The sequence below is a fragment of the Nocardia sp. NPDC059764 genome (genome assembly GCF_042732555.1).
GTDB lineage: Bacteria > Actinomycetota > Actinomycetes > Mycobacteriales > Mycobacteriaceae > Nocardia.
In genome coordinates this window covers 1-21664 of the sequence record NZ_JBHWHH010000050.1, presented here as the reverse complement: position 1 = coordinate 21664, position 21664 = coordinate 1, and the positions used below count along the sequence as shown (strand labels likewise).

Sequence of the window (21664 nt, the reverse complement as noted above, 5' to 3'; positions counted from 1 at the left end):
GGGACCTACGTCGTATCCCCGCCCCGGAGAGCGTGATCCGTGGCGAACCACACGGCCACCTCGGCCCGGCCGCTCGCTCCGAGCTTGCCCGCGATGTTGTGCACGTGCACCTCGGCCGTCCGCTCGGAAATCCCCAGCGCCCGGGCTATCTGGCGGTTCGTCCGGCCGCGCGCCACCAGCGCCGCCACCTCGTGCTCGCGCCTGGTGAGCAGCGGCTTCCCGGCTCGGTGCGGAATCGAGACGTCGAGATCGTCGAGGACCTCGGCGAGGTATCCGGCGGTGTCGGAACGCACCCCATCCGCACCGATCCGACGGTGTTCCTCGAAGGCCGCCGGGCCGAGCGTGGCGACCGCGTTGCCGAATGTCTGGGTCAGCCAGCGCATCCCGAACGGCACCGTCATGGCGCCGATCGTGGCGGCGAGGGCCTCGGCGGCGCCGAGCAATTCGGCCATGCGCGTGAGTCTGGAACTGCTCAACGCGACCGCGGACGCCACCATCAGACCGACGCTGGCCCCGTACAGCCCGCCGGCATCGAGGAAGGCGACCAGGCAAGCTCGTGCCTCGGTCCTGGCCTCGTCGATCCGATCGGTGCGCCACGCCGCGACCGCGCGGATCAGGGCCGCCCAGCCCAAGGCCTCACGATCCCCGATCACCCGCATGATCCGGTCGGCCGCCTCGGCATCGCGGGCGGCCGCGACATGGTCTTCCTTCCCGAGTTCGACGCCCGCCAGCATGATCAGGCCCCAACCGTGGGCCAGCCCCCCGGTCTCACCGGCCGCCGTGATGAGCGCCAGGGACTCGTGGATCAGACTCTCGGCGGGGGCCAGCTCGTCGTCGAATGCTGCTGTGAGCCCTCGATATTGCAGTGCGCGGGCAAGGCCGCGATCGTCGTCGAGCCCTCGGAATGTCGCCGCCGCGACCTCGAGCGCCGTCGCGGCGGCCGCCCGGTCGCCATGGATCATCGCCAGGTCACCGACCCCGACGTGGGCCCAGGCCGTGAACCACTCGTCGACCTCACCGGACATCGCGAGGGCGGTCGCGAGCCACCGCAATCCCTCCCGGAAATGACCGTGCAGCTGCCAGAAGTGCGGCAGCGCGCCGGCGAGCCGGATCGCGGTGCCGGCATCACCGGATTCGATGCTGTGGGACAGCGCGGCGCGCAGGTCGGGGTGCTGGGCCTCCAACCGGTTCGCCCACGCGTGTTCCGCATAGGTTCGGAAGGCGGCGCCGGCGCGCTCGGCGAGATCGCGGAAGTAGGACGCGTGGGCATTCCGCAGTTCGTCCAGGTCCCCCGATTCGCGCAGATGCGCGCGGCCGTAGCTTTTCACCGTCTCCAGCAGGCGATAGGGCGCCGGTCCCGCGGCGGGGTCGAACGAAACCAGCGATTTGGCGACGAGACCGGCGAGGAGTCCCGCGCAGTCCCCGTCGGACAGTGCGCAGCCGACTCCGTCCACCTCCTCGATTCCGAAGCTGCCCGCGAAGATCGCGAGTCGGTCGAAAAGTGTCTGCTCTGCAGGACTCAGCAGTCGGTAACTCCAGTCCATGGTGGCGACGAGCGTGCGATGGTGCCGGATGGCGGCCCTGTTTCCACTGGTCAGCAACCCGAACTGATCGTCCATGAGGGCCGCGATCCGCTCGACGTCGAGCGCTGCGGCTCTCGACGCGGCCAGCTCGATCGCCAGCGGGAGGCCGTCGAGATAGCGGCAGATCCGCGCGGCGCCGGCAGCGGTCGCCGCGGTCATCGTCAGGTTCGGCTGCACCGCCCGAGCCCGCTCGAAGAACAGCGCGACGCTCTCCACGCCGGTCACGCCCGCGAGATCCTGCTCGCCGGTCGCGGACGGCAGCGCGAGTCCTCCGACGCGCAGGACGCCCTCACCCGGTATCTCGACGAGTTCCCGGCTCGTGGCCAGAATCCGCAACAGGCCGCAGCGCTCGAGCAGCTCGGTCACCACGGTCGCCACGGACTCGACGACGTGTTCGCAATTGTCGAGCACGATCAGTGCCGCCGACGCCTCGAGGCGGACCGCCAGGGAATCGGTGAGGGAACGCCGGCGATGCTCCGGAACCCCCACGGCCCCGGCGATGGCGTGCGGTACGAGCGCGGGGTCGGTGATCGAGGCGAGTTCGACCAACCAGCAGCCGTCCACGAAATCATCGCTGCGCGCCAGCGCCGCCTCGAGCGCGAGCCGGCTCTTACCGGCGCCACCCGGCCCCGTGATGGTGACGACTCGATAGGTCTGGAAAAGCTCCTGGATCCTCGCGAGATCGGCATGACGTCCGACGAAGCTCGACAGCGGCGTCGGGAGATTGTTCAGCGGAGGAGCGAGCTCCCAATCGCTGGGCGTCACTGTCGGAGCCTACGCGTACCCCACCGGTGCCCGGAAGTACGTGATTCCCCCAATAGCGGTCCGATGCGGTCCGGACCGATTCTGATCTGGAGAGCCGGTCACAGCCCGGCGATCGTGACGGCATCGACAATCGATCGAGGTGAGAGCAATGAGTTGGGACAGCACACACGAATGGTGGCGGGCACTGCACGACGTGGCCGCGGAGATCGAGAACCGACGCGACGGCGAGCTGCCCTGGCGCGCCGAACACGCCGCGGTGTTCGGCGATCCGGGCGGACTGATCGCGGCGCTTCGCTACCGCTGGAATCTGATGGTGCAAGCACATGAGGACGAACTCGCCGGCGCGGACGGTGAGGCGCGCGAGCGCGAGCTGATCGACGCCAATCAGGGTGTGTTGCAGGTCTTGCGGGCGGCCGGGCATCACGAACCCGCCGCCGTGCCCGCGTTCGCCGCGGCCTGACTCCGTCGAACCTCGGTTGGTACCCGGGAGGCCGGGCCGGATGGTCCACGATCCGGCCCGGCCCCGGGTCCCGCCCCACGCGCGAGGCCGATTGCGCGCGGTGCGGGGTGCCGCCACCCGCCCCGGAGTCCCCTTCCAGCCGGGCGGCGGTGGTCTCAGGCGGCGCGCACCTGCGGGGTCAGCCCCCACTCGCGCGCCAGCAGGCGGTGCGACCGCACCCGGTCCTCGAGATCGAAAGCCACACTGGTGACCAGGATTTCGTCCGCGCCGGTCAGCTTGCGCAGGGCGTCGAGGCGTTCGGCGACGGTGGCCGGGGAGCCCACCAACTGGGTGGTCACCCGGTCGTCGACCAGCCGTTGCTGCGGACCCGACAGCGCGGGCGCGGTATCGGGGTCGAGGTAGTCGGCCGCTCCCGCGCCGCTGCGGATCGAGTACACCCAGTGCCCGTAGCTGGAAGCCAGGTGCCGGGCGGTGGCGTCGTCCTCGGCGACCAGCACATCGGCGGACACCACCAGGTACGGCCGCGGGAAGCGGGCCGAGGGCCGGAACGCCGCCCGGTACGCCTCCACGGTCTCGACGATGGTGCCCGGCGAGACGTGGTAATTTGCCGCGAACGGCAGCCCGAATCGCCCTGCCAGTTGCGCGCTTTCGCCGCCGCTGCTGCCGAACAGCCAGGGCTGCACATCCGCGCCCTCGCCCGGGACGGCGTGCAGTTCCACGCCGTCGCCGGTTACGAAGCTGCCGTCGAGCAGCGCGAGGATCTCCTCGACCTGCTCGGTGTACGGCAGTGGCCGCGCCCCCGGGAGGTGCAGGGTCTCCAAAGCCGCCTTCACCCTGGTGAAATCGAGCAGCTGGCCGGGGTAGAACGGCGGCGGAAGCACCACGCCGTCGCGGACCTCGGTGGGCCGCGACGGGGCGGGCACCGGCGGCACGCCCGCCGATCGCAACTGTTCGCCGCGTTGTCCCGAGCGGCCCAGCCCCAGGTCCAGCCGGCCCGGGTAGAGGGCGTCGATGGTGCCGAACGCCTCCACCACGGAGATCGAGGTGTGGTGACCGAGCTGCACGGCCGCCGAGCCGACCCGGATGGTGTCGGTGGCGGCGGCGATCAGTCCGATGAGTGTGGTCGGCGCGGCGCTGGCCACCCGCACGAAGTGATGTTCGGCGACCCAGAACCGGTGATAGCCCAGCTTTTCCGCGTGCCGGGCCAGGTCGACGGTATTGCGGAGGGCCTGCCGAGGCGTCGAGCCGGTGCTGATCGGCGACAGGTCCAGCACGGACAGCGGGATGGTCATAGCGACCGCCCCCGCCGCGGATCCTGTTCGCCCGCTTCGACGGCCAGCGGCAGCCGGTTCTCCGCCGGGGCGATCGGGCAGGTCGCGTAGTCGGTGAAGGCGCACGGCAGGTTGACCGCGCGATTGAAGTCGAGCAGCACGCTGCCGTCCGCCGCGGGCCGGGACAGATCCAGTCGCCGCGCGCCGCCGTAGGTGGTGACGCCGCTGGTGCCGTCGGTGAACAGGATGTGCAGGCCGAGGGCCTCGCTGCCGAACACCACCAGTTCGCGCCGCTCACCGTCCAGGTCGAAAGTGACCGTGCCGGTGGCGGTGTGGTGATGCTCGAGGCCCTCCACGACCGCGCCGGTGGTGACGGCACGGGTCTGTGCGAAGGGCTCGAAATAGCCGGTCACGATCCACCGCTGCCGCGGTTCGTAGACGGGGATCTCGGTGAACGCCGCCAGGGTCGGCGCGGCGGGATCGTGCACGCGCAGCGCGAACTGCCCGGTCCGCCGGATCACCTCGATGATGCGGTCACCGGTGTGGACCTGGAGACCCGGCGCTCCCTTGCCGGGCGTGATCGCGGTCTCGCCGCTCAGCGCCACCCCGTCCAGCAACAGCTCGGGCTGTTCCGAATCGACCGTGACATAGACGTTCTCGCTGTCCGCGTGCCACCGGCCGGGCAGCCCGTCGACCGTCTCCGGATCGGCCCCCAGCCAGTGCAGCCCGGTGAGGCTGAGCCAGCCCAGGGGTTGGCGCGCCCAGGCGGCGCGTTCGGTGCGGAAGGCGGCCCATTGCTGGTCGTAGGTGGTTTCGATGGCGGTCATGAGGCGCGTACTCCTTCAGTGCCGTGATGGGGGTGGCGCAGGCCCAGGTGTTCGCGCAGGGTCGCGCCGGTGTACTCGGTGCGGAAGCTGCCCAGGGACTGCAACTCCGGGACGACCTTGTCGACGAATTCGTCGAGCCCGGTCGGGGTCAGATGCGGGACCAGGACGAAGCCGTCCGCGGCATCGGACTGCACGTAGCGGTCGATCTCGGCGGCCACCTGCCGGGGCGTGCCGACGAACTGCTGGCGGGCGGTGGTGGCGATGATGAGGTCGCGGATGGAGAGCTGCTCGGCGGCGGCCTTGGCCCGCCAGGCCTCGGCGACGGCGAGCGGATCGCGGGCGTGGCGCACCCGTCCGCGGGTGATGTTCGCGTCGTCCACGGGGTCGATGTCGGGCAGCGGTCCGTCCGGGTCGTAGGCGGAAAGGTCACGGCCCCAGACCTGTTCGAGGAAGCCGATGGCGGTCTGCGGCGTCACCTGCTGCCGCCGGATGTGCCGGGCGCGTTCGGCGGCGTCCTCGGCGGTGTCGCCGAGCACGAAGGCGGCGGCGGGCAGGATCTTCAGGTCGTCGCGGGCCCGGCCGTACTTGGCGAGCCGGTCCTTCACGTCGCGGTAGAAGCGCTGACCGTCCTCGAGTTCGCCGTGCGCGCTGAAGATGACATCGGCCTTGGCGGCGGCGAATTCGCGGCCTTCGTCGGAGTCGCCCGCCTGAATCTGCACCGGGTAGCCCTGCGGGCCGCGCGGCAGCACGAACCGGCCTTCGATCTCGAACTGGTCGCTGCTGAACCGGGCCTGCGGTACGGGCTGGGCGAAAACGCCGCGCTCCCGGTCGATCACGAGGGTGTCCGCGGGCCAGCTGTCCCACAGCGCCCGGGTGGCCTCGACCACCTCGTGTGCGCGGGTGTAGCGCTTGGCGTGCTCCAGGTAGCCGCCGCGCCGAAAGTTCTCGCCGGTGAAGGCGTCCGAGGAGGTGACCGCGTTCCAGGCCGCGCGACCGCCGGACAGGTGGTCGAGCGAGGCGAATTGCTTTGCCAGTTCGAATGGTTCGTTGAAGGTCGTGTTGATGGTCCCCGCCAGCCCGAGATGGGTGGTGACGGCCGCCAGCGCGTTGAGCACCGTGAAGGTGTCGGGCCGGCCGACCACGTCGAGGTCGTGGATGCGGTCGCGGTGTTCGCGCAGCCGCAGCCCCTCGGCGAGGAAGAAGAAGTCGAACAGGCCGCGTTCGGCGGTGCGGGCCAGGTGCACGAAGGAGTCGAAGTCGATCTGGCTGCCCGAGTTCGGGTCGGTCCAGACGGTGTGGTGGTTGACGCCCGGGAAGTGGGCGGCGAGGTGAATCTGCTTGCGTATCCGATGATCCGGCATGGCGGTGACTCCTCAGGCGTGGGCGTAGCGGCCGGCGGGCCGGGGCAGGCCCAGCCGCTCGCGCAGGGTCGGAGTGAGGGCGGGCAGCTGCGACAGTGCGGCGGCGAGCGCGAGCGGGCGCAGCACCACACCGTCGGCGGCGCAGTCGGTTTCGATGCGGCGCAGGATGTCGCGCAGTTCCGCGGGGGTGCCAATGTGGAAGACGGTGGCCGGGGCGGGCGAGGCGGTCCAGTCCTCGAGCTCGGCGACCTCGAAGGCGGCGGCGTCCGCGGTGTCGGCGAGATGGATGTCGAGGTCGAGCAGCACCCGCACCCGGTTCGGGTCGCGTCCGGCGGCGGCGATGGCGGACCGCAGTTCGGAGCGGGTGGCGGCGGCGGTCGCGAGATCCGGTGCGGCGATCCGGATCAGGTCGGCGCGGTGCACGGCGACGCGGGTGCTGTGCGGGTCGGCGGCGCGCACCGCGACCGGCGGCTGTCCCTGCGGCGGACGCGGGGTGATGGACGGTCCCTTCACCGAGAAGTGCTCGCCCGCGAAGTCGATGTAGTGCAGCCGGTCGCGGTCGATGAACCGGCCGGTGGCCTGGTCGCGGATCTCGGCGTCGTCGTCCCAGCTGTCCCACAACCGGGCCACCACCTCGACGGCCTCGTCCGCCTCCGCCCAGCGGGAGCGTTCGTCCTGTTCGGGCTTGCGGCCGAACAATCGCGCCTCCCCCGCCCCGACGGCCACCTCCCAGCCCGCCCGGCCCGCAGCCGCGAAGTCCAGGCTGGCAATGGCTTTGGAGAGGTGGAAGGGCTCGGTGTGGGTGACCGAGGCCTGTGGGATCAGGCCGATGCGCCGGGTCTCGGCGGCGGCGCGCGCGGCCACCGCCACCGCGTCCAGGCGGCCGATGGCCCCGGCGGATTGCAGGGTGAAGGAGTCCGGCAGGAACGCCAGCTCGATGCCCGCGTCCTCGGCGGCGCGCAACGCGTCCACCCAGTACCGGGCGTCGAAGAGGTCCTCGGCGCGGGAGTCGGCGCGCCGCCAGGAGGCGGGGTGCGCGCCGGTGCCGGACAGTTCCAGGCCCAGCAGCAGCGGAGTCGGATGCGGCATCAGGCTGTCCTTTCGAGCGGTAGCGGGTGATCGGGGGTGGCCGCCCGGGGGACGGCCGCGAGCAGTTCACGGGTATAGGTGTGTCGCGGTCGGTCGAAAACCTCGGCGGTGGCGCCGGTTTCGACGACACCGCCCTGACGCATGACCGCGACACGATCGGCCAGGCGACGAACCACGCCCAGGTCGTGGGAGATGAACAGGTAGGCCAGGTCCAGTTCGGCCTGGAGTCGTTCGAGCAGGTCGAGGATCTGCGCCTGCACCGAGACGTCCAGGGCCGAGACCGGTTCGTCGAGCACGAGCAGCTCGGGGCGCGGGGCCAGCGCGCGGGCGATGGCGACCCGCTGCCGCTGCCCACCGGACAACTCCGCCGGGCGGCGATCCAGGAAGGCGGCGGGCAGCGCCACCTGATCCAGCAGCTCGGCCACCGCGGCACGTCGTCCGCGCCGATCGCCGATCCCGAACGCCTGCAAGGGTTCCGCCACGATTCGTCCGACCGTCAGCTTCGGGTTCAGCGAGACGTACGGGTTCTGGTAGACGACCTGGACGCGACGGCGCAGTGCCCGCAGGTCCGAACCGCGCAGGGCGGTGACGTCCTGCCCGTCGAACGTGACGGCGCCCTCGTCGGGCGCGGTCAGCCGGGCGATGATGCGGGCCGCGGTCGACTTGCCCGAGCCGGATTCGCCTACCACGGCCAGGGTTTCACCGCGATGGACCTCCAAGGACACGTCGTTCACCGCGTCGACGGTGAAATCCCTGGTGACGCGGAAGGACTTGCGCAGACCGGTCGCCGCCAGCAGCGGAGTCCCGTGTTCGCGGACCGGACGCGCGGGCTGATCCGCACCGAGGCTCGGCACGGCGGCGATCAACCGCCGGGTGTACTCGTGCTGCGGATTGCCCAATACCTCCGCCGCCGTGCCGGTCTCGACGATCAGGCCGTCCCGCATCACCGCGATGCGGTCCGCCCGTTCGGCCGCGACGGCCAGGTCGTGGGTGATGAGCAGCACCGCCGTCCCCGATTCCGCGGTCCGCGCGGCCAGTAGATCGAGAATGCGGCGCTGCACGGTGACGTCCAGCGCGCTGGTCGGCTCATCGGCGATCACCAGTTCGGGCCCGCAGGCCAGCGCGATCCCGATCAGTACCCGCTGCCGCTGTCCGCCCGACAGATCCTGGGGATACTGGCGGGCCCGCAGCTCGGGGCGGTCCAGCCCGGCCTGCTCGAGGATCGCGACCGCCTCGAGGTCGGCGGTGCGGCGATCGGCCCGGCCATGGATGCGCAGCACCTCCCCCACCTGCCGTCCGATGCGCAGCACCGGATTGAGCGAGGTGCCAGGATCCTGCGGAACCAGTCCGATGCGCGCGCCCCGAATCCGTTGCAGCGCGCGCGGAGATGCCCGGTCGATCCGCTCTCCGTCGAAGGTGATCTCCCCGGCGGTGATCACGCCACCCTGCAGCAGCCCGATCACGGCGTGCGCGAGAGTGGATTTGCCCGAACCGGATTCGCCCACCAGCGCGAGCGTCTCCCCGCGCCGGACCTGGAGCGAGACGCCGCGCACGGCGGGTGTCGCTCCGCCGCGGCCCCGATACTCGACCTGTAGCCCCTCGATGTTCAACAGCTCGGTCATCAGGCCTCCTTCTGCAAGGCGCGGGCGATCCGCTGGGTGGACAGCACCAGCACGACGATGACCAGCCCCGGCAGGGTGGTCAGCCACCACGCGGTGGCCAGGTAGCCGCGGCCCTCCGACACCAGCGAGCCCCATTCCGGTGTCGGCGGCACCGCGCCGTAACCGAGGAAGCTCAGCGACGCCACGAACAGGGTCACCACGCCGAAATCGACGGCGGCCAAGGCCGCCACCGGCCCGTACGCATTGCGCAGGATGTGGCGGAACAGCACGGTGTGCCAGCGCACGCCGGACGCGAACGCGGCCTCCACGTAGGGGGCGTTGCGCACCCGCAGCACCTCGCCGCGCATCACGCGCGCGAACCTGGCGATCAGCGAGATGCCCACGGCGATGGCCACATTGCGGGTGCCCAGCCCCAGCACGGTGATGGTGGCCAGGGCGAGCAGCATGTCGGGAATCGAGAGCACCACGTCGACCGCGCGCATGATCGCGGTGTCGATCACGCCGCCCGCCGCACCCGCGACCAGCCCGATCAAGGCGCCGGTCACCAGCCCGATCAGCACCGCGAACACGGTCGCGCTCAATGACAGTGCCGCGCCGTGCACCACCCGGGTGTAGAGGTCACGCCCGAGATTGTCGGTGCCGAACCAGTGCTGGAGGCTGGGGCCGCGCAGCTTCTGCGCGGGCACGCCGCGCAGGGGATCACCGCTCGCGAACACGGCCGGGGCGACGGCCCAGGCGCACGCCAGCGCGACGACCGCGCACGCCGCGACGGTTCCCGGATTGCGCCGCGCCCACGACGCGGCCGCGGTCCCGCCGGCGAGGGCCTCGCGTCGGAACGTCCGGTCGGACTCGGGCCGGATTGCCAGGTCAGACATCGGACCACTCGTCATCCGCGTCCCAGAACGCGATGCCCGGGTCGAGCAGGGGGTGGGTCAGGGTGATGACCCGCAGCGTCGATCGCGGGCCGCCGGAATAGGCGCGCAGCCGCGCGCGCAGATCACGGATCACATGCCGGGGCGGGGTCGGCGAACGGTCAGGCATGAGCACGCTCCTTCGTCGAGTTCCTGTGCACCACACGGGGGTCGAGCAGGGGGTAGGCGAGATCCACCAGCAGGTTGACGGTCACGAAGGCCAGGGCGGCGAACACGACGATGCCCTGGACAACCGGGATGTCCTGGCGCAGTACGGATTCCTGCGCCAGTCGGCCGATGCCCGGGCGGGAGAACACCGTCTCGGTGACCACCGCCCCGGCCAGCACGGTGCCGGTCCACAATCCCGACACGGTCAGTGCGGGGGCGGCGGCCGGGCGCAGGACGTGGCGCAGCTGCACCCACCAGCGGGACGCGCCCTTGGCGAAGGCGACCTCGACGAACGGCTGCCGCCAGGTCGCGGCCAGGCTCGCGTGGAGGACCTGGGCGATGACCGCGCCCACCGGGATGGCCAGGGTGATCGCGGGCAGGATGGTCCCGCCGAATCCGGTGCCGCCGAACGCGGGCACCAGTTTCAACCGGAACGAGAACAGCTGCAGGAGCAGCAATCCCACCCAGAAGCCCGGCATCGACGCCCCGACGGCGGGCAGCGAGGTGAGCAGCCCGCGCAGCCGGGGACGTTCGGTGTACGCGGCCGCCAGGGCCAGCGCCGCGCCGGCCGCCACGGCCAGCAGCAGGCCGGTCGCCGCCAGCGCCAGCGTCGAGGGCAGGGCCTCGCCCAGCGCCCCGGTGACGGTCTGACCGGTGGAGATGGAGTGGCCGAGGTCGCCGCGCACCGCATGCGACAAGGCCGTCCAGTACTGGGCCCACAACGACTGGTCGAGACCGTAGCGCGCCCGCATCTCGGCGACCGCCGCGGCGTCGACGGGCGTGCCGGTGGCCGCGTCGGCCGCCAGCGCCACCGGGTCGCCGGGCAGCAGGTACAGCCCGGCGAAGGACAGCGTGAACGCCGCCCACAGCACGCCGACGGCCTGCAGCACCCGTCCGATCACGTAGCGGCCCATGGGTTTACCGCGCCAGCCAGGTGTCGTGGAACTGCAGTCGCGCCGAGGCCTCGAACTTCACCCCGGCCACCGTCTTGCCGACGCCGATGGCCTGCGAGAGTTCGATGGTCGGAATCCACAGGCCCTGGTCGAGGACCGCGGTCTGGGCGTCACCGATGATGCGGGCGCGCGCGGCCGGGTCGGTGGCCGACAGCTGCTGGGCGAGCAGGGCGTCGAGGGGTTCGGCGGGGCCGCGGGCGTTCAGATTGCGCTGGTCCACCGCGAAGGTGGTGCGCAGGATGTCGCCGTCGGCGCGGGTCGAGTTGTAGTAGTTGAAGTCGAAGTCCTTGCTGTTCTGGCGCACGGTCGATTCCGCCACCGACAACGGCTCCAGCCGCAGGTCGAAGCCGACCGCCCGCAGCTGCTGCTGGGTCAGCTCGAGAATGGGCTGGTTGGCGGAAAACACGGGGGCGAAGATGACGCCCGCGCTCAGCCGCTGCCCGTCCTTGACCCGGATACCGTCCGCGCCCGGCACCCAGCCCGCCTGGTCGAGCTGCTTCTTCGCGGCATCCGGGTCGTATTTCACCCGGGCCGAAAGATCCACATAACCGGGCGTTTTGGAGGCGAGCACGCTGCTGGCGGTCTTGAACTGCGGCCCGAGCACGGTGTCCACCAGTTCCTTGCGGTTGATGGCGGGTAGCAGTGCGGCCCGGACCGCCGGATCGCGCAGCACGCCCCGGGTCACATTGGCCTGCAAGCCGAACGGGACGCCCGGGTTGGCGGTGAACTGCACGCGACCGCCGCCGCCCTCGATCTGCGCCACATCCTGCGGCAGCGCGTCGCTGATGGCGTCGAGCTGGCCGGAGACGAGACTGCCGGTCCGCACCCCGGATTCGGGGACCACGGTGAACACGATCTTGTCCAGATGCGCCTCGCCCTGGCTCGCGAAAACTGCGGAGCCCCAGGCATACCCGGCCCGCTTGACCAGGGTGGCGGAGGCGTTCTGCTTCCACTCCGCGTAGGTGAACGGGCCGCTGCCGACATTGGTCCCCAGGCACCGCTCCTCGGCGGCCTTGGCGGCGGTGGCCTCGGACTGGATGCCCAGCTGCGGGGTCGAGGTCGCCTGCAGGAACTGGGCGTTCGGACCGGCGAAGTCCACCCGCACGGTGCGCGGATCCAGCACCGTGCTGCCCGCGTACCCGGCCAGGTAGCTCGCGGCCAGCGGCGCCTTCGCACCGCCGAGCGCGACGATCGAATCGAAGTTCCGGCGCACCGAGTCCGCGGTGAGCGGGGTGCCGTCGCTGAAGGTGACGCCGTCGCGCAGATGGAAGGTGAACGACCTGGCGTCCGGGGAGACGGTCCAGGTGTCGGCCAGCCACGGCTTCAGCTGACCGGTCTCCAGGTCCTGATCGACCAGCGAGTCCACGACCTGCCGGATCACATAGATCGTCTGGTTGGTCGACGACTGCGCGGGATCGGAGCAGGTCGGGGCCGAGGACAGGCCGTAGCGGAGGGTGCCGCCCGCCTGCGGCGGACCCGACGGCTCACCACTGCCGGTGGCGGCGTCCCCGCCACCGCACCCGGCGAGCGTGACGGCGGCGGCGAACACTCCCGCCAGGGCCACGGGTCGGGTGGTGCGCGCGAGCAGGGAACGGGTCATCGGGGATCTCCAGCGGGGTAACGGTCGGCGCCGAGCGGTCGGCTCGAAATGCGGCGGCGCAGTTCGGGAGCGACCTCGGCCTGGAACAGTTCGAGGCTGTCGCGGTGCTCGGCCTCGGTCCGGCCGTCCGCGTCAGCGCTGAGGTGGATGACCTCGTGGCCGAAGCGCTCGTGATACCGGCTCACCTTGTCCAGCACTTGTTCCGGGCTGCCGATGAGCGCCGAGGACCGGGCCGCGAAGTCCTCGACGGAGTCGAACACGATGGGCACGTCGAACTTCCGCGCCACCGCCTGCCGCGCCTCGAAGACCGGTCGATACCGATCGAGCGCCTCCTGCGAGTTCCGGGTCACCAGGAACCCCGCCGTGCCCGCGCCCACCAGCGCCTCGGCCGGGTCGTGGCCGTAGGCCGCCCAGCGTTCCCGGTAGTGGTCGATCAGTTCGGCGTACGGCTCGATCGGGTAGGTGACGTTCGCGGAGAACAGCGGATCCCCGTGCAGCGCCGCGTAATCCGCGGATTCACGACTGGTGGCGCTGCCGTGCCAGATGCGCAGCCGCGGCTGCAGCGGCCGGGGCAGCGCCTTGGCCTCGGTCAGCGCGGGCCGGAACCGGCCCGACCAGGTGACGCTGTCGCTGTCCCACAGCTTCCGGAACAGTTCGTAACCTTCGCGATTGCGATCCCACTGGTCGTCGGTGGTGACGTGGAACAGCTTGGCCTGCGCCGCGCCGTTGCCCTTCCCGATGATCAGTTCCAGCCGGCCGTCGGAGAGATTGTCCAGCGTCGAGTAGTCCTCGAAGGCGCGCACCGGATCCAGCAGGCTGAGCGTCGTGACACCGGTGAACAGGGCCAGGCGCGAGGTGACGGCCGCGAGATGACTGAGCACCACGGGCGGGGCCGCGGAGATGAACGGATCCTCGTGCCGCTCCCCCACCGCGAAGCCGTCGTAACCGAGCTCCTCGGCCAGGCGCGCGCCGTCGACGACCCGCCGCAGCCGCTGCCGGGGCGACTCGGTCCCGCCGGTCACCGGGTCCGGAGTGTGGGTGATCAAGGTCAGCAGCAGGAATTTCATGCCGGGATCGCCTGCTCTCCGGCCTCGATGAACTTCTCGAACGGGTGCACGTAACCGACTTCCTTGCGAACGTCACGCGGCAGCGCGGTGTATCCGGCCGCCGTGTACAGGGCGACGGCCTCCGGCTGACGCGGCCCGGTGGTCAAATAGATGCGCGTGTAGCCGCGCCGCGCGATCTCGGCTTCCAGTTGATCGAGCACGAAGCGCCCCAGCCCTTTTCGCCGGTGCTCGGCGGCCGTCCAGATCCGCTTGAGCTCGGCGGTCTCGGCGTCGTACCGCTGGAACGCGCCGCCCGCCACCGTTTCCCCGTTATCCACAACTATCAACAGGTCGCCCTGTGGAGGAGCGAAGTGACTGGCCGAATACCCGGTCAGATCCGCGTGCACCTCCCCCGGCGTCCCGCCGTACCGGCTGCTGTACTCGATGGCCAGCTCCGCCAGCAGCGGCGCGGCCAGGGGATCGTGTTGCCCGACATGGAAAACCCTGCGCGACATGCTCATCCCTTCTTCTTGGGCAGTCCGGGCGGATTGATCCGCGACTGCGGCACGGCCTCGCCGCCCAGGCCCCAGCGGTCCAGCACCTGCTTGTAGAGCCCGTTGTCGATGGCGTACTGGATGGCGGCCCGCAGCGGACCGGCCAGGCCGTTGTCCTTCTTGGTGAGGACCCCGATCTCGGCCTGGAGCGCGTCGCCCGCGCCGGAGAGGGTGGTGACCACCTTGGTCTGGCCGGCGGAGGCGGCGTGATACTGCGCCGACGGGTTGGGGCCGAGGTAGCCGTCCAATCGGCCCGAGGACAGCGCCAGGTAGTAGTCGCTGGTCTTCTCGTAGTAGGCGAGATCGATCTTGGGCAGGCCCGCGGCGATATTGTCCTCGTTCCACTTCACCAGCAGCTGCTCCTGGTTGGTGGCGGTTCCGACGCCGATCGTCTTGCCCGCCAGCGACTTCCGGTCCTGATAGGTCCAGGTCGCGTCCTTGGGCACTTCCAGCGCGATATTGTCCAGGCGGTAGGTGGCGAAGTCGTACTTCTCCTTGCGCTCCTCGGTGACGGTGACATTGCTGACGAAGACATCCGCCTCACCCGAGTCGACCTTCACGAAGTTCTGCGCCCAGTCCCCGATGCGGGTCTCCACTTTCAGGCCGAGCAGGTCGGCGAGCAGGTAGGAGATGTCGGCGTCGGAACCGATGGGGGTGCGGTCGTCGGTGGCGTAGAAGCGCAGCGGCGGTGTCGCGCCCACCGATCCGGTCACCACCAGGGTGCCGCGATCCCGCACGGCGGCGGGCAGCTGCGCCGCGAGAGCGTCCACCTTGGCGGCGTGCACCCGGCCGGACTGCGCCGGGGACAGGTCGTAGCTCAGTCCGTTGACGGTATTGGAGGAGGGAGCGTCACTGTCGCCGTCCTTGCCACAGGCGCTCGCCGCGAACAGGCCGAGCACGGCGAGTGCGGCGAGTGCGGTGATCCGTCTGCGACGGTGCGCCTGAGGCATGGGAGGTTCCTTCGTGGTCGATCGGTCAGAGGACGTGTGCGAGAAAGGCTTTGGTGCGCGGATGCGCCGGGGCATCGAGCACCTGCGCGGGCGGGCCCTGCTCGACGATGCGGCCGGCGTCCATCAGCACCACGGTGTCGGCGACCTCGCGGGCGAAACCGATCTCGTGGGTGACGATCACCAGGGTCGAGCCGGCGCGCGCGAGATCCCGGATCACCTCGAGCACCTCGCCGACCAGCTCCGGATCCAGCGCCGAGGTGGGCTCGTCGAACAGCACCACCTCCGGCCGCAGCGCGAGCGCCCGTGCGATGGCGACCCGCTGCCGTTGCCCGCCGGACAGGCGGCTCGGGTACTCGTCGGCCTTGTCCGCCAACCCGACTCGCGCCAGCAGGTCGAGCGCCTCGGTGTTCACCTCGGCCTTGGCGCGCCGCTGGGCGGCCACCGGCGCCAGCGCGACGTTCTCCCGAACCGTCAGGTGTGGAAAGAGATTGAAGTTCTGGAACACGAAACCGATGCGCGCCCGCTGCCGCAGAATGTCGCGCTCGCGCAGTTCGTAGAGCTTGCGGCCCTTGCGGCGGTAACCGACGAGCTCGCCGCCCACGCGCACGGTACCGGCGTCCACCTGTTCGAGGTGATTGATGGTGCGCAGCAAGGTGGACTTGCCCGAACCCGACGGGCCCAGGATGACCGTGACCTCGCCGGGACGGACCGTCAGATCGATGCCGGACAGCACCTCGGTACGACCGAAAGACTTTCGGATGCCGCGCAATTCGATCGCGTATTCACTCATCGCCGGTCCCTCTCGCGAAGCGCCGCTCGATAGAGAACTGAATGACGCTGAGCACCGTGGTCAGCAGGATGTACCAGGCGGTTGCCACCATCAGCATCGGCACCACGCGGCCGTTGCGGCCGTAGATCACCTGGACCTGATAGAACAGCTCGGCGATCGCCATGGTCGAGACGATCGAGGTGCCCTTGAAGAGACTGATCACCTCATTGGCGGCATTCGGCAGAATTCCGCGCATGGCCTGCGGCACCACGATGGTGAAGAACTGCCGCCGCCACGGCAGCCCGAGCGACCGCGCCGCCTCCCATTGCCCGGCGTCCACCGAGATGATGCCGGCCCGGATGATCTCCGCCGAATACGCCGCCTGATGCAATGCCAAACCGATGACGGCCGCACTGAATCCGCTGATCACGCCATTGGTCCGAAAACGCACGAACTCGGGGCCGAAGGGAATTCCCAGCGACAGTGTTTTGTACAGATAGGCCAGGTTGAACCAGAACAGCAGCTGCACGATCAGCGGAATCGAGCGGAACGCCCAGACATAGGTCCACGCGATCGCCTTCAGCACCGGATTCTTCGACAGGCGGCCGACAGCCAGCCAGACGCCGAGGAAGAACCCGAGCAGGGTGCCCCAGAAAGTCAGTTCCAGGGTCACTTTCAGCGCCGACAACACCGATTTCGCGGTGATGTACCGCGCGAACGTGCCCCAGTCCCAGCCCGGATTCGTGATCAGCCCGTGCGCGAACTGCGCGACCAGCACCAGCGCGACCACCGCCGTGACCCAGCGCCAGGGGTGGCGGGTGCGGACGACGGGCAGATCTCCGTCCTCGGCTCCGGTGGCCGCCACCGTCTGCGCGGATACCGCCAGGGTGCTCATGGACAACGACGATACGAAGCCCGGCACACCCTGTCGCCGGTCCGGCTCAGGCTGAATTCAATTGCGCCTCAATCGATTTCCTGGAAAGTGCGCGGAAATCACTGCGATGGAAGACCAGGGGCTCCGACTCCGGGCTGACGCTCACCCGGTGCACCCGCAGCAGCACCACGGCGTGATCGCCCGCCGGAACCTGCTCGTACACAGAGGTTTCCAGCCAGGCCGTCGCCCCCGCCACGAACGCGGCGTTGCCGTTCCCGCCCCGCAGCTCCACATCCCGGAACCGATCCCCGCGCTTGGAGCTCAGACCGCGCGCCGCGCTCTCCTGGTCGCTGCTGAGCAGACTCAATCCCAATCGGCTCGCCCGCTCCAGCCGCGGCCAGGTCTCCGACGAGTACTGAATGCACACCGACACCAGCGGCGGATCCAGCGATACCGGCACGAAAGTGCTGGCCACCAGCCCGTGCGGCGTTCCACCCAGCCGGGTGCAGAGCGCCACCACACCGCTGGGGAAGTGCGCGAAGGTCTTCCGGAGATCGGTCCCGTCGACCGGAGTGAGCGCGGCTGCCGCGCCGTGAATCGAGGTCAGGTCACCCATCGATCCACTCCAGCATCGGCGTCGGCGCGGCGACAGGGTTGGGCTCACGCCGATTACAACGACGAACCCCCGCCCGGCGGGTACCGGACGGGGGTTCGGGGTGCTGTGCGACCTACTTGGGCGCGACCACGTGGGGCTGGTTGATGGTGACGAAGTAGTTGTAGGCGGAGGCGATCGCGACCGGGGCGGTCACGAGCAGGTTGCCCGCGATGGTGCCCAGGAAACCGACGGTGCTCGCGCCGATGAAGCAGCCGGCCAGCGGGCCGACACCGAACATGGTGGCCAGCGGAGCCGTCGCGGCGGCGAAGACGACCGCGCCCATGGCGCAACCGACGGCCGCGCCGCCCAGGCCACCGACCAGGGTGCCGACGGTGGCGCCCAGGGAGATGGTGTCCTTCATGCGGTTCCAGGCGGCCTGCTCACGGTCGTAGTCCGACTTCCACGGAGCCTGGTCCTCGTAGGGCAGGTTGACGTCCTTGGCCTCGGTGACCGGCTTGTAGGTCGCGTGGTCCATGTCGTACTGCGGGGTCAGGGTCGCGGTGTGGTCGGAGATCTCCGCGGCGATCGGGAACTCGAAGTCGTCCACGCGGAAATTCAGCGGCATACCGGCCACGACGGTGCCGTCGACGGCCTTGATCTTGAAGACGCCGTTCTCGACGACCAGCGAGCCGGAATCGGTCCGGATGACGCTGTTGGTCTCGGAAGTGGTTGCGGTGTAATTGATCACGCCGTTGTCGGCGGCCGGAGCGGCGTTGACGGTACCGGCGGTGACGCCCATGGCAGCGGACAGCAGGGCCGCGGTCACGGCAAAAGTCTTGAAGCGCATTTCTCGGTTTTCCTCATCAGGCAGTCCGCGTAGTTGGACCGCATGATCGAAACGGGCCGACGCGAACGAAATATGTCGCACGGGTGCTCAAACGGTGAACTCTCCCGAATTGCGAAACCCGCCCGGCCGAATGACCGAGCGGGCTGTCCCGATGAGGTGATCGCTGATGCCTGTTGTGCCCCTTGCTCTCTAGTCGGACCGGGTATTACTTGGCCGGAGCCGGAGCGGTGATGTGCGGGCCGTTGATGGTGGTGAAGTACTGGATCGCGGCGGCGATGGCGACCGGCGCGGTGATCAGCAGCTGACCCGCGATGGTGCCCAGGAAGCCGACGGTCGCGGCGCCCACGAGGCAGCCGATGACCGGGCCGGCGCCGAACAGCGCGGCCAGCGGGGCCGAGGCCAGACCGGCGACACCGAAGCCGAGGACGCAGCCGACAGCCGCGGCGCCCAGGCCACCGACCAGGGTCGCGACGGTGGCGCCCAGCGCGATGGTGTCCTTCATGCGGTTCCAGGCGGCCTGCTCACGGTCGTAGTCCGACTTCCACGGAGCCTGGTCCTCATAGGGGAGGGCGACATCCTTGGCGACCGGCGCGTAGGTGGCGTGGTCCATGTCGTACTGCGGGGTCAGGGTCGCGGTGTGGTCGGAGATCTCCGCGGCGATCGGGAACTCGAAGTCGTCCACGCGCACCTTCAGCGGCATGCCGGCGACGACATTGCCGTTGGCGGCCTTGATGACGAAGTTGCCATTCTCGACGACCATGGAACCGGCATCCGTGCGGATGATGGTGTTGGTCTCGGAGTTGGTGGCGGTGTAGTTGATCACGCCGTTGTTGTCGGCGGCGGGCGCGGCGTTCACGGTGCCGGCGGTGACGCCCAGCGCGGCGATGACCAGCGCGGAAACCGCGGTGATGTTCTTGAGACGCATGTGTTTCGAAATTCCCTCGTGAGATGAGCGGTGTGCCCCGGGGAAACCAGATCTGGCGTTTCCCCGGGGCCCAGTGATGGAAACCGGCCTGTACAAACGCCACGTGGCAGCTTGGTTCCGGCGCGGTGAACCTTTGCCCATCGGTTGCCGAAAAGGCCTATTTGGGCGCGGTAAACGGCTGGTTGGTAGTGGTGAAGTACTGCACCGCAGCGGCGATCGCGATCGGCGCGGTGACGAACAACTGACCGGCGATGGTGCCCAGGAAGCCGACCGTGCTGGCTCCGATCAAGCAACCCGCCAGCGGTCCGACGCCGAACAGAGTGGCCAGCGGGGCCGTCGCCGTCGCGAAGGCGACGCCGCCCAGGACGCAGCCGAGTGCCGCGCCGCCGAGGCCGCCGACCACGGTGCCGATAGTCGCGCCCGCGGAGATGGTGCTGGTCAAGCGGTTCCAGGCGGCCAGCTCGCGGTCGTACTGCGTCTTCCACGGGGCCTGATCCTCATAGGGCAGAGCGACCGGCTTGTACACCGCGTGCGCCAGATCGGCCTGCGGCGTCAGGGTGGCCGTCCGATCGCTGATCTGCGCCGCGATCGGGAACTCGAAATCGTCGATCCGGAACTTCAATTCGGTGCCGGCGACGGTGGTTCCATTCGCCGCCTTGACCTTCAGCGCACCGTCCTCGACGACCAGCGAACCGGCGTCGGTGCTGACCACCGTGTTGCCCTGCTCGGTGACCCGGGACGTGTAGTTGATCGTGCCGTCGTCGGTCTTGGCCGGACCGGCGTACGCGGTGCCGGCGGTGACCCCCGTCGCCGCGACCAGCAATGCCGCGATCCCGGCGAATTCCCTCATCTTCATTTTCTTTACTGCTTCCACTGCCGAGAACTGAACTGTCGGCGGCAAGCATCTGTGAACCCCCTGTGAATCTGGAGGTTAAAAACCAGCTTGATTCGATGCTGGGGAAGTGAGGGAGATTACTTCGCCTTGGCGGCGGCCTTGGCCTGCTTCTTGAATTCCCGCACCTGGGTGAGGGATTCGGTGTCGGTGACGTCGGCGACCGAGCGGCGGGAGCCGTCCTCGCCGTACGCGCCCGCCGCCTCACGCCAGCCCGCGGCGGCCAGACCACGCTGTTTGCCCAGCAGGGCGAGGAAGATCCGGGCCTTCTGGTCACCGAAACCGGGCAGTTTCTTGAGCCGTTTCAGGACTTCCTTGCCGTCCGGATCGCCGTCGGTCCACAGGCCCGCGGTATTGCCGCCGTAGTTGTCCAGAATGTACTGAGCCAGCTCCTGGACCCGCCGCCCCATCGAACGGCCGTAGCGGTGAATGGCCGGCGGCGTGGCGGCCAGCTCCTCGAATTCCGCGGGATCGGCGGCGGCGATCCGGTGGATATCGAAGCCGCCCATGCGGTCGGCCAGTTTCCACGGGCCACGGAATGCGTGTTCCATCGGAAACTGCTGATCGAGCATCATCCCGACCAACAGCGCGAAATCATCGGTCGAAAGCAGCTCGTCGGCATCGGATTCCTGCGCAATACACAGCGTGCGGCTCACCATGCGTCGATCATCCCATTCATCTTGCGTTGCGGTGACGCGGGTCACGACTAGGCTCGGCATATGCCCGACACCATGGCTAATTCTTCAGTGCGAACCGTGCCGCAACCTGGTGCGGACTCAGGACTGCGACCGGACCGCTTCGACCGTGCCGGACAGGACCAGCTCGTCGACGTCCAGGATCTACAGGCAGCGCTGCCGGGCATCCGGCGCCTGCGGGCCTGGGCCCATGAGGCCCTGGCCACCCGCCCCGGCGAGAGCGCCGTCGACATCGGCTCCGGCACCGGGTCGGAGGTGCTGACCCTGGCCGAGCTGGTCGGGCCGACCGGCACCGCGCTCGGCGTCGAACCCGACCCCCACCTGCTGGCCGCCGCCGAACGCCGCGCCGCCCAGGCCGGCTCCACCGCCACCTTCGTCAGCGGCGACGCCTACGGCCTGCCCGTCGGCAGCGAGAGCTTCGACGTGGCGCTGTGCGAACGCGTCTTCCAGCACCTCACCGCACCCGCCCGTGCGGTCGGGGAGATCGCCCGCGTGCTGCGGCCCGGCGGCCGGGTCGTGGTGATGGACACCGACTGGGGCTCGGCCATCGTGCACCCGGGTGACCGCCACGTGGTGCACGAGGTGATCGAGACCATGATCGCGGGCACCACCAACCCGTACGCGGGCCGCCGCCTGTCAGGGCAGCTGGCCGCGGCCGGACTGGTCGTCGACGACATCGGCTCGCACGCCCTGATCCAGGACGGCAGCGTCGGCGCGGGGGCACTGGTCGCCCGGGTCGCGGATCGGGCGGTGGCGCGGGGCTCGATCAGCGAGTCGCAGCGCGATCAGCTGCTCGCCGACCTGGAGGCCGGCGCCGCCAGCGGCGACATCCACCTGTCGGTGACCATCTTCGCGGTGCTGGCCCACAAGCCGAACTGAAACAACTCGGGCGCGCATCGATTCGATG

At 69.8% G+C, this 21664-nt stretch carries 22 protein-coding genes; 2 read left to right on the top strand and 20 right to left on the bottom strand.

The genetic code is table 11. The features are described from left to right. Positions 1-5 precede the first annotated feature (5 nt). Complete coding sequence (locus tag ACFV4K_RS14055; protein ID WP_379274902.1) at positions 6-2348, bottom strand: ATP-binding protein; 2343 nt, start codon at positions 2346-2348, stop codon at positions 6-8. A 148-nt stretch (positions 2349-2496) separates the two neighbouring features. Here ACFV4K_RS14055 and ACFV4K_RS14050 point away from each other — a divergent pair, with 148 nt between their 5' ends. After that, positions 2497-2808 (top strand): hypothetical protein, encoded by a 312-nt coding sequence (locus ACFV4K_RS14050; RefSeq protein WP_379274901.1) that lies wholly within the window; start codon positions 2497-2499, stop codon positions 2806-2808. Positions 2809-2963: 155 nt separating this feature from the next. Here the strand turns inward: ACFV4K_RS14050 and ACFV4K_RS14045 are convergent, their stop codons facing one another. The 19 genes from ACFV4K_RS14045 to ACFV4K_RS13955 all read right to left on the bottom strand — a co-directional run bounded on the left by ACFV4K_RS14045 (position 2964) and on the right by ACFV4K_RS13955 (position 20718). Beyond that, complete coding sequence (locus tag ACFV4K_RS14045) at positions 2964-4100, bottom strand: LLM class flavin-dependent oxidoreductase (RefSeq protein WP_379274899.1); 1137 nt, start codon at positions 4098-4100, stop codon at positions 2964-2966. Next, positions 4097-4906: a DUF1684 domain-containing protein gene (locus ACFV4K_RS14040; RefSeq protein ID WP_379274898.1), complete on the bottom strand. Its 810-nt coding sequence runs from the start codon at positions 4904-4906 to the stop codon at positions 4097-4099. Before ACFV4K_RS14040 ends, ACFV4K_RS14045 begins: the two co-directional genes overlap by 4 nt. Continuing rightward, on the bottom strand, positions 4903-6267 hold the full coding sequence (locus tag ACFV4K_RS14035) for an NtaA/DmoA family FMN-dependent monooxygenase (RefSeq protein WP_379274896.1): 1365 nt from the start codon (positions 6265-6267) through the stop codon (positions 4903-4905). Before ACFV4K_RS14035 ends, ACFV4K_RS14040 begins: the two co-directional genes overlap by 4 nt. Before the next feature lie 12 nt (positions 6268-6279). Continuing rightward, a complete protein-coding gene (locus ACFV4K_RS14030) occupies positions 6280-7356 on the bottom strand; it encodes an LLM class flavin-dependent oxidoreductase (protein ID WP_379274894.1) in 1077 nt (358 codons plus the stop codon). After that, positions 7356-8978 (bottom strand): dipeptide ABC transporter ATP-binding protein, encoded by a 1623-nt coding sequence (locus tag ACFV4K_RS14025; protein ID WP_379274892.1) that lies wholly within the window; start codon positions 8976-8978, stop codon positions 7356-7358. Before ACFV4K_RS14025 ends, ACFV4K_RS14030 begins: the two co-directional genes overlap by 1 nt. Next, positions 8978-9853 carry an ABC transporter permease gene (locus ACFV4K_RS14020; RefSeq protein WP_379274890.1) on the bottom strand — a complete coding sequence of 292 codons (876 nt, stop codon included), beginning with the start codon at positions 9851-9853 and terminating at the stop codon, positions 8978-8980. The genes ACFV4K_RS14025 and ACFV4K_RS14020 overlap by 1 nt, the downstream gene beginning before the upstream one ends. Further along, a complete protein-coding gene (locus ACFV4K_RS14015) occupies positions 9846-10019 on the bottom strand; it encodes a hypothetical protein (RefSeq protein ID WP_357087937.1) in 174 nt (57 codons plus the stop codon). Before ACFV4K_RS14015 ends, ACFV4K_RS14020 begins: the two co-directional genes overlap by 8 nt. Continuing rightward, complete coding sequence (locus tag ACFV4K_RS14010; protein ID WP_379274888.1) at positions 10012-10971, bottom strand: ABC transporter permease; 960 nt, start codon at positions 10969-10971, stop codon at positions 10012-10014. The genes ACFV4K_RS14015 and ACFV4K_RS14010 overlap by 8 nt, the downstream gene beginning before the upstream one ends. A 4-nt stretch (positions 10972-10975) precedes the next feature. Further along, positions 10976-12610, bottom strand: coding sequence for an ABC transporter substrate-binding protein (locus ACFV4K_RS14005; protein WP_379274886.1), 1635 nt, complete (start codon positions 12608-12610; stop codon positions 10976-10978). Continuing rightward, a complete protein-coding gene (locus ACFV4K_RS14000) occupies positions 12607-13677 on the bottom strand; it encodes an LLM class flavin-dependent oxidoreductase (RefSeq protein ID WP_379274884.1) in 1071 nt (356 codons plus the stop codon). Before ACFV4K_RS14000 ends, ACFV4K_RS14005 begins: the two co-directional genes overlap by 4 nt. Next, positions 13674-14177 (bottom strand): GNAT family N-acetyltransferase, encoded by a 504-nt coding sequence (locus ACFV4K_RS13995; protein ID WP_379103416.1) that lies wholly within the window; start codon positions 14175-14177, stop codon positions 13674-13676. The genes ACFV4K_RS14000 and ACFV4K_RS13995 overlap by 4 nt, the downstream gene beginning before the upstream one ends. After that, positions 14174-15160, bottom strand: coding sequence for an ABC transporter substrate-binding protein (locus ACFV4K_RS13990; protein ID WP_379274882.1), 987 nt, complete (start codon positions 15158-15160; stop codon positions 14174-14176). Before ACFV4K_RS13990 ends, ACFV4K_RS13995 begins: the two co-directional genes overlap by 4 nt. Before the next feature lie 25 nt (positions 15161-15185). After that, on the bottom strand, positions 15186-15950 hold the full coding sequence (locus ACFV4K_RS13985; protein WP_379274880.1) for an amino acid ABC transporter ATP-binding protein: 765 nt from the start codon (positions 15948-15950) through the stop codon (positions 15186-15188). Further along, positions 15943-16824, bottom strand: coding sequence for an amino acid ABC transporter permease (locus tag ACFV4K_RS13980; RefSeq protein ID WP_379274878.1), 882 nt, complete (start codon positions 16822-16824; stop codon positions 15943-15945). The genes ACFV4K_RS13985 and ACFV4K_RS13980 overlap by 8 nt, the downstream gene beginning before the upstream one ends. Positions 16825-16870: 46 nt before the next feature. After that, a complete protein-coding gene (locus ACFV4K_RS13975; RefSeq protein WP_379274877.1) occupies positions 16871-17419 on the bottom strand; it encodes a flavin reductase family protein in 549 nt (182 codons plus the stop codon). Between the two features lie 112 nt (positions 17420-17531). Further along, positions 17532-18245 (bottom strand): hypothetical protein, encoded by a 714-nt coding sequence (locus ACFV4K_RS13970; protein WP_379274875.1) that lies wholly within the window; start codon positions 18243-18245, stop codon positions 17532-17534. A 205-nt stretch (positions 18246-18450) separates the two neighbouring features. Then, positions 18451-19170, bottom strand: coding sequence for a hypothetical protein (locus tag ACFV4K_RS13965; protein ID WP_379274874.1), 720 nt, complete (start codon positions 19168-19170; stop codon positions 18451-18453). Positions 19171-19327: 157 nt separating this feature from the next. Further along, on the bottom strand, positions 19328-20026 hold the full coding sequence (locus ACFV4K_RS13960) for a hypothetical protein (RefSeq protein WP_379274872.1): 699 nt from the start codon (positions 20024-20026) through the stop codon (positions 19328-19330). 116 nt (positions 20027-20142) lie between these two features. Beyond that, positions 20143-20718 carry an HhH-GPD-type base excision DNA repair protein gene (locus ACFV4K_RS13955; RefSeq protein WP_379274933.1) on the bottom strand — a complete coding sequence of 192 codons (576 nt, stop codon included), beginning with the start codon at positions 20716-20718 and terminating at the stop codon, positions 20143-20145. A 75-nt stretch (positions 20719-20793) separates the two neighbouring features. Between ACFV4K_RS13955 and ACFV4K_RS13950 the strand changes: the two genes are divergently transcribed. Beyond that, positions 20794-21636, top strand: a complete 843-nt coding sequence (locus ACFV4K_RS13950; RefSeq protein WP_379274870.1) for a methyltransferase domain-containing protein — start codon at positions 20794-20796, stop codon at positions 21634-21636. Positions 21637-21664 lie beyond the last annotated feature (28 nt).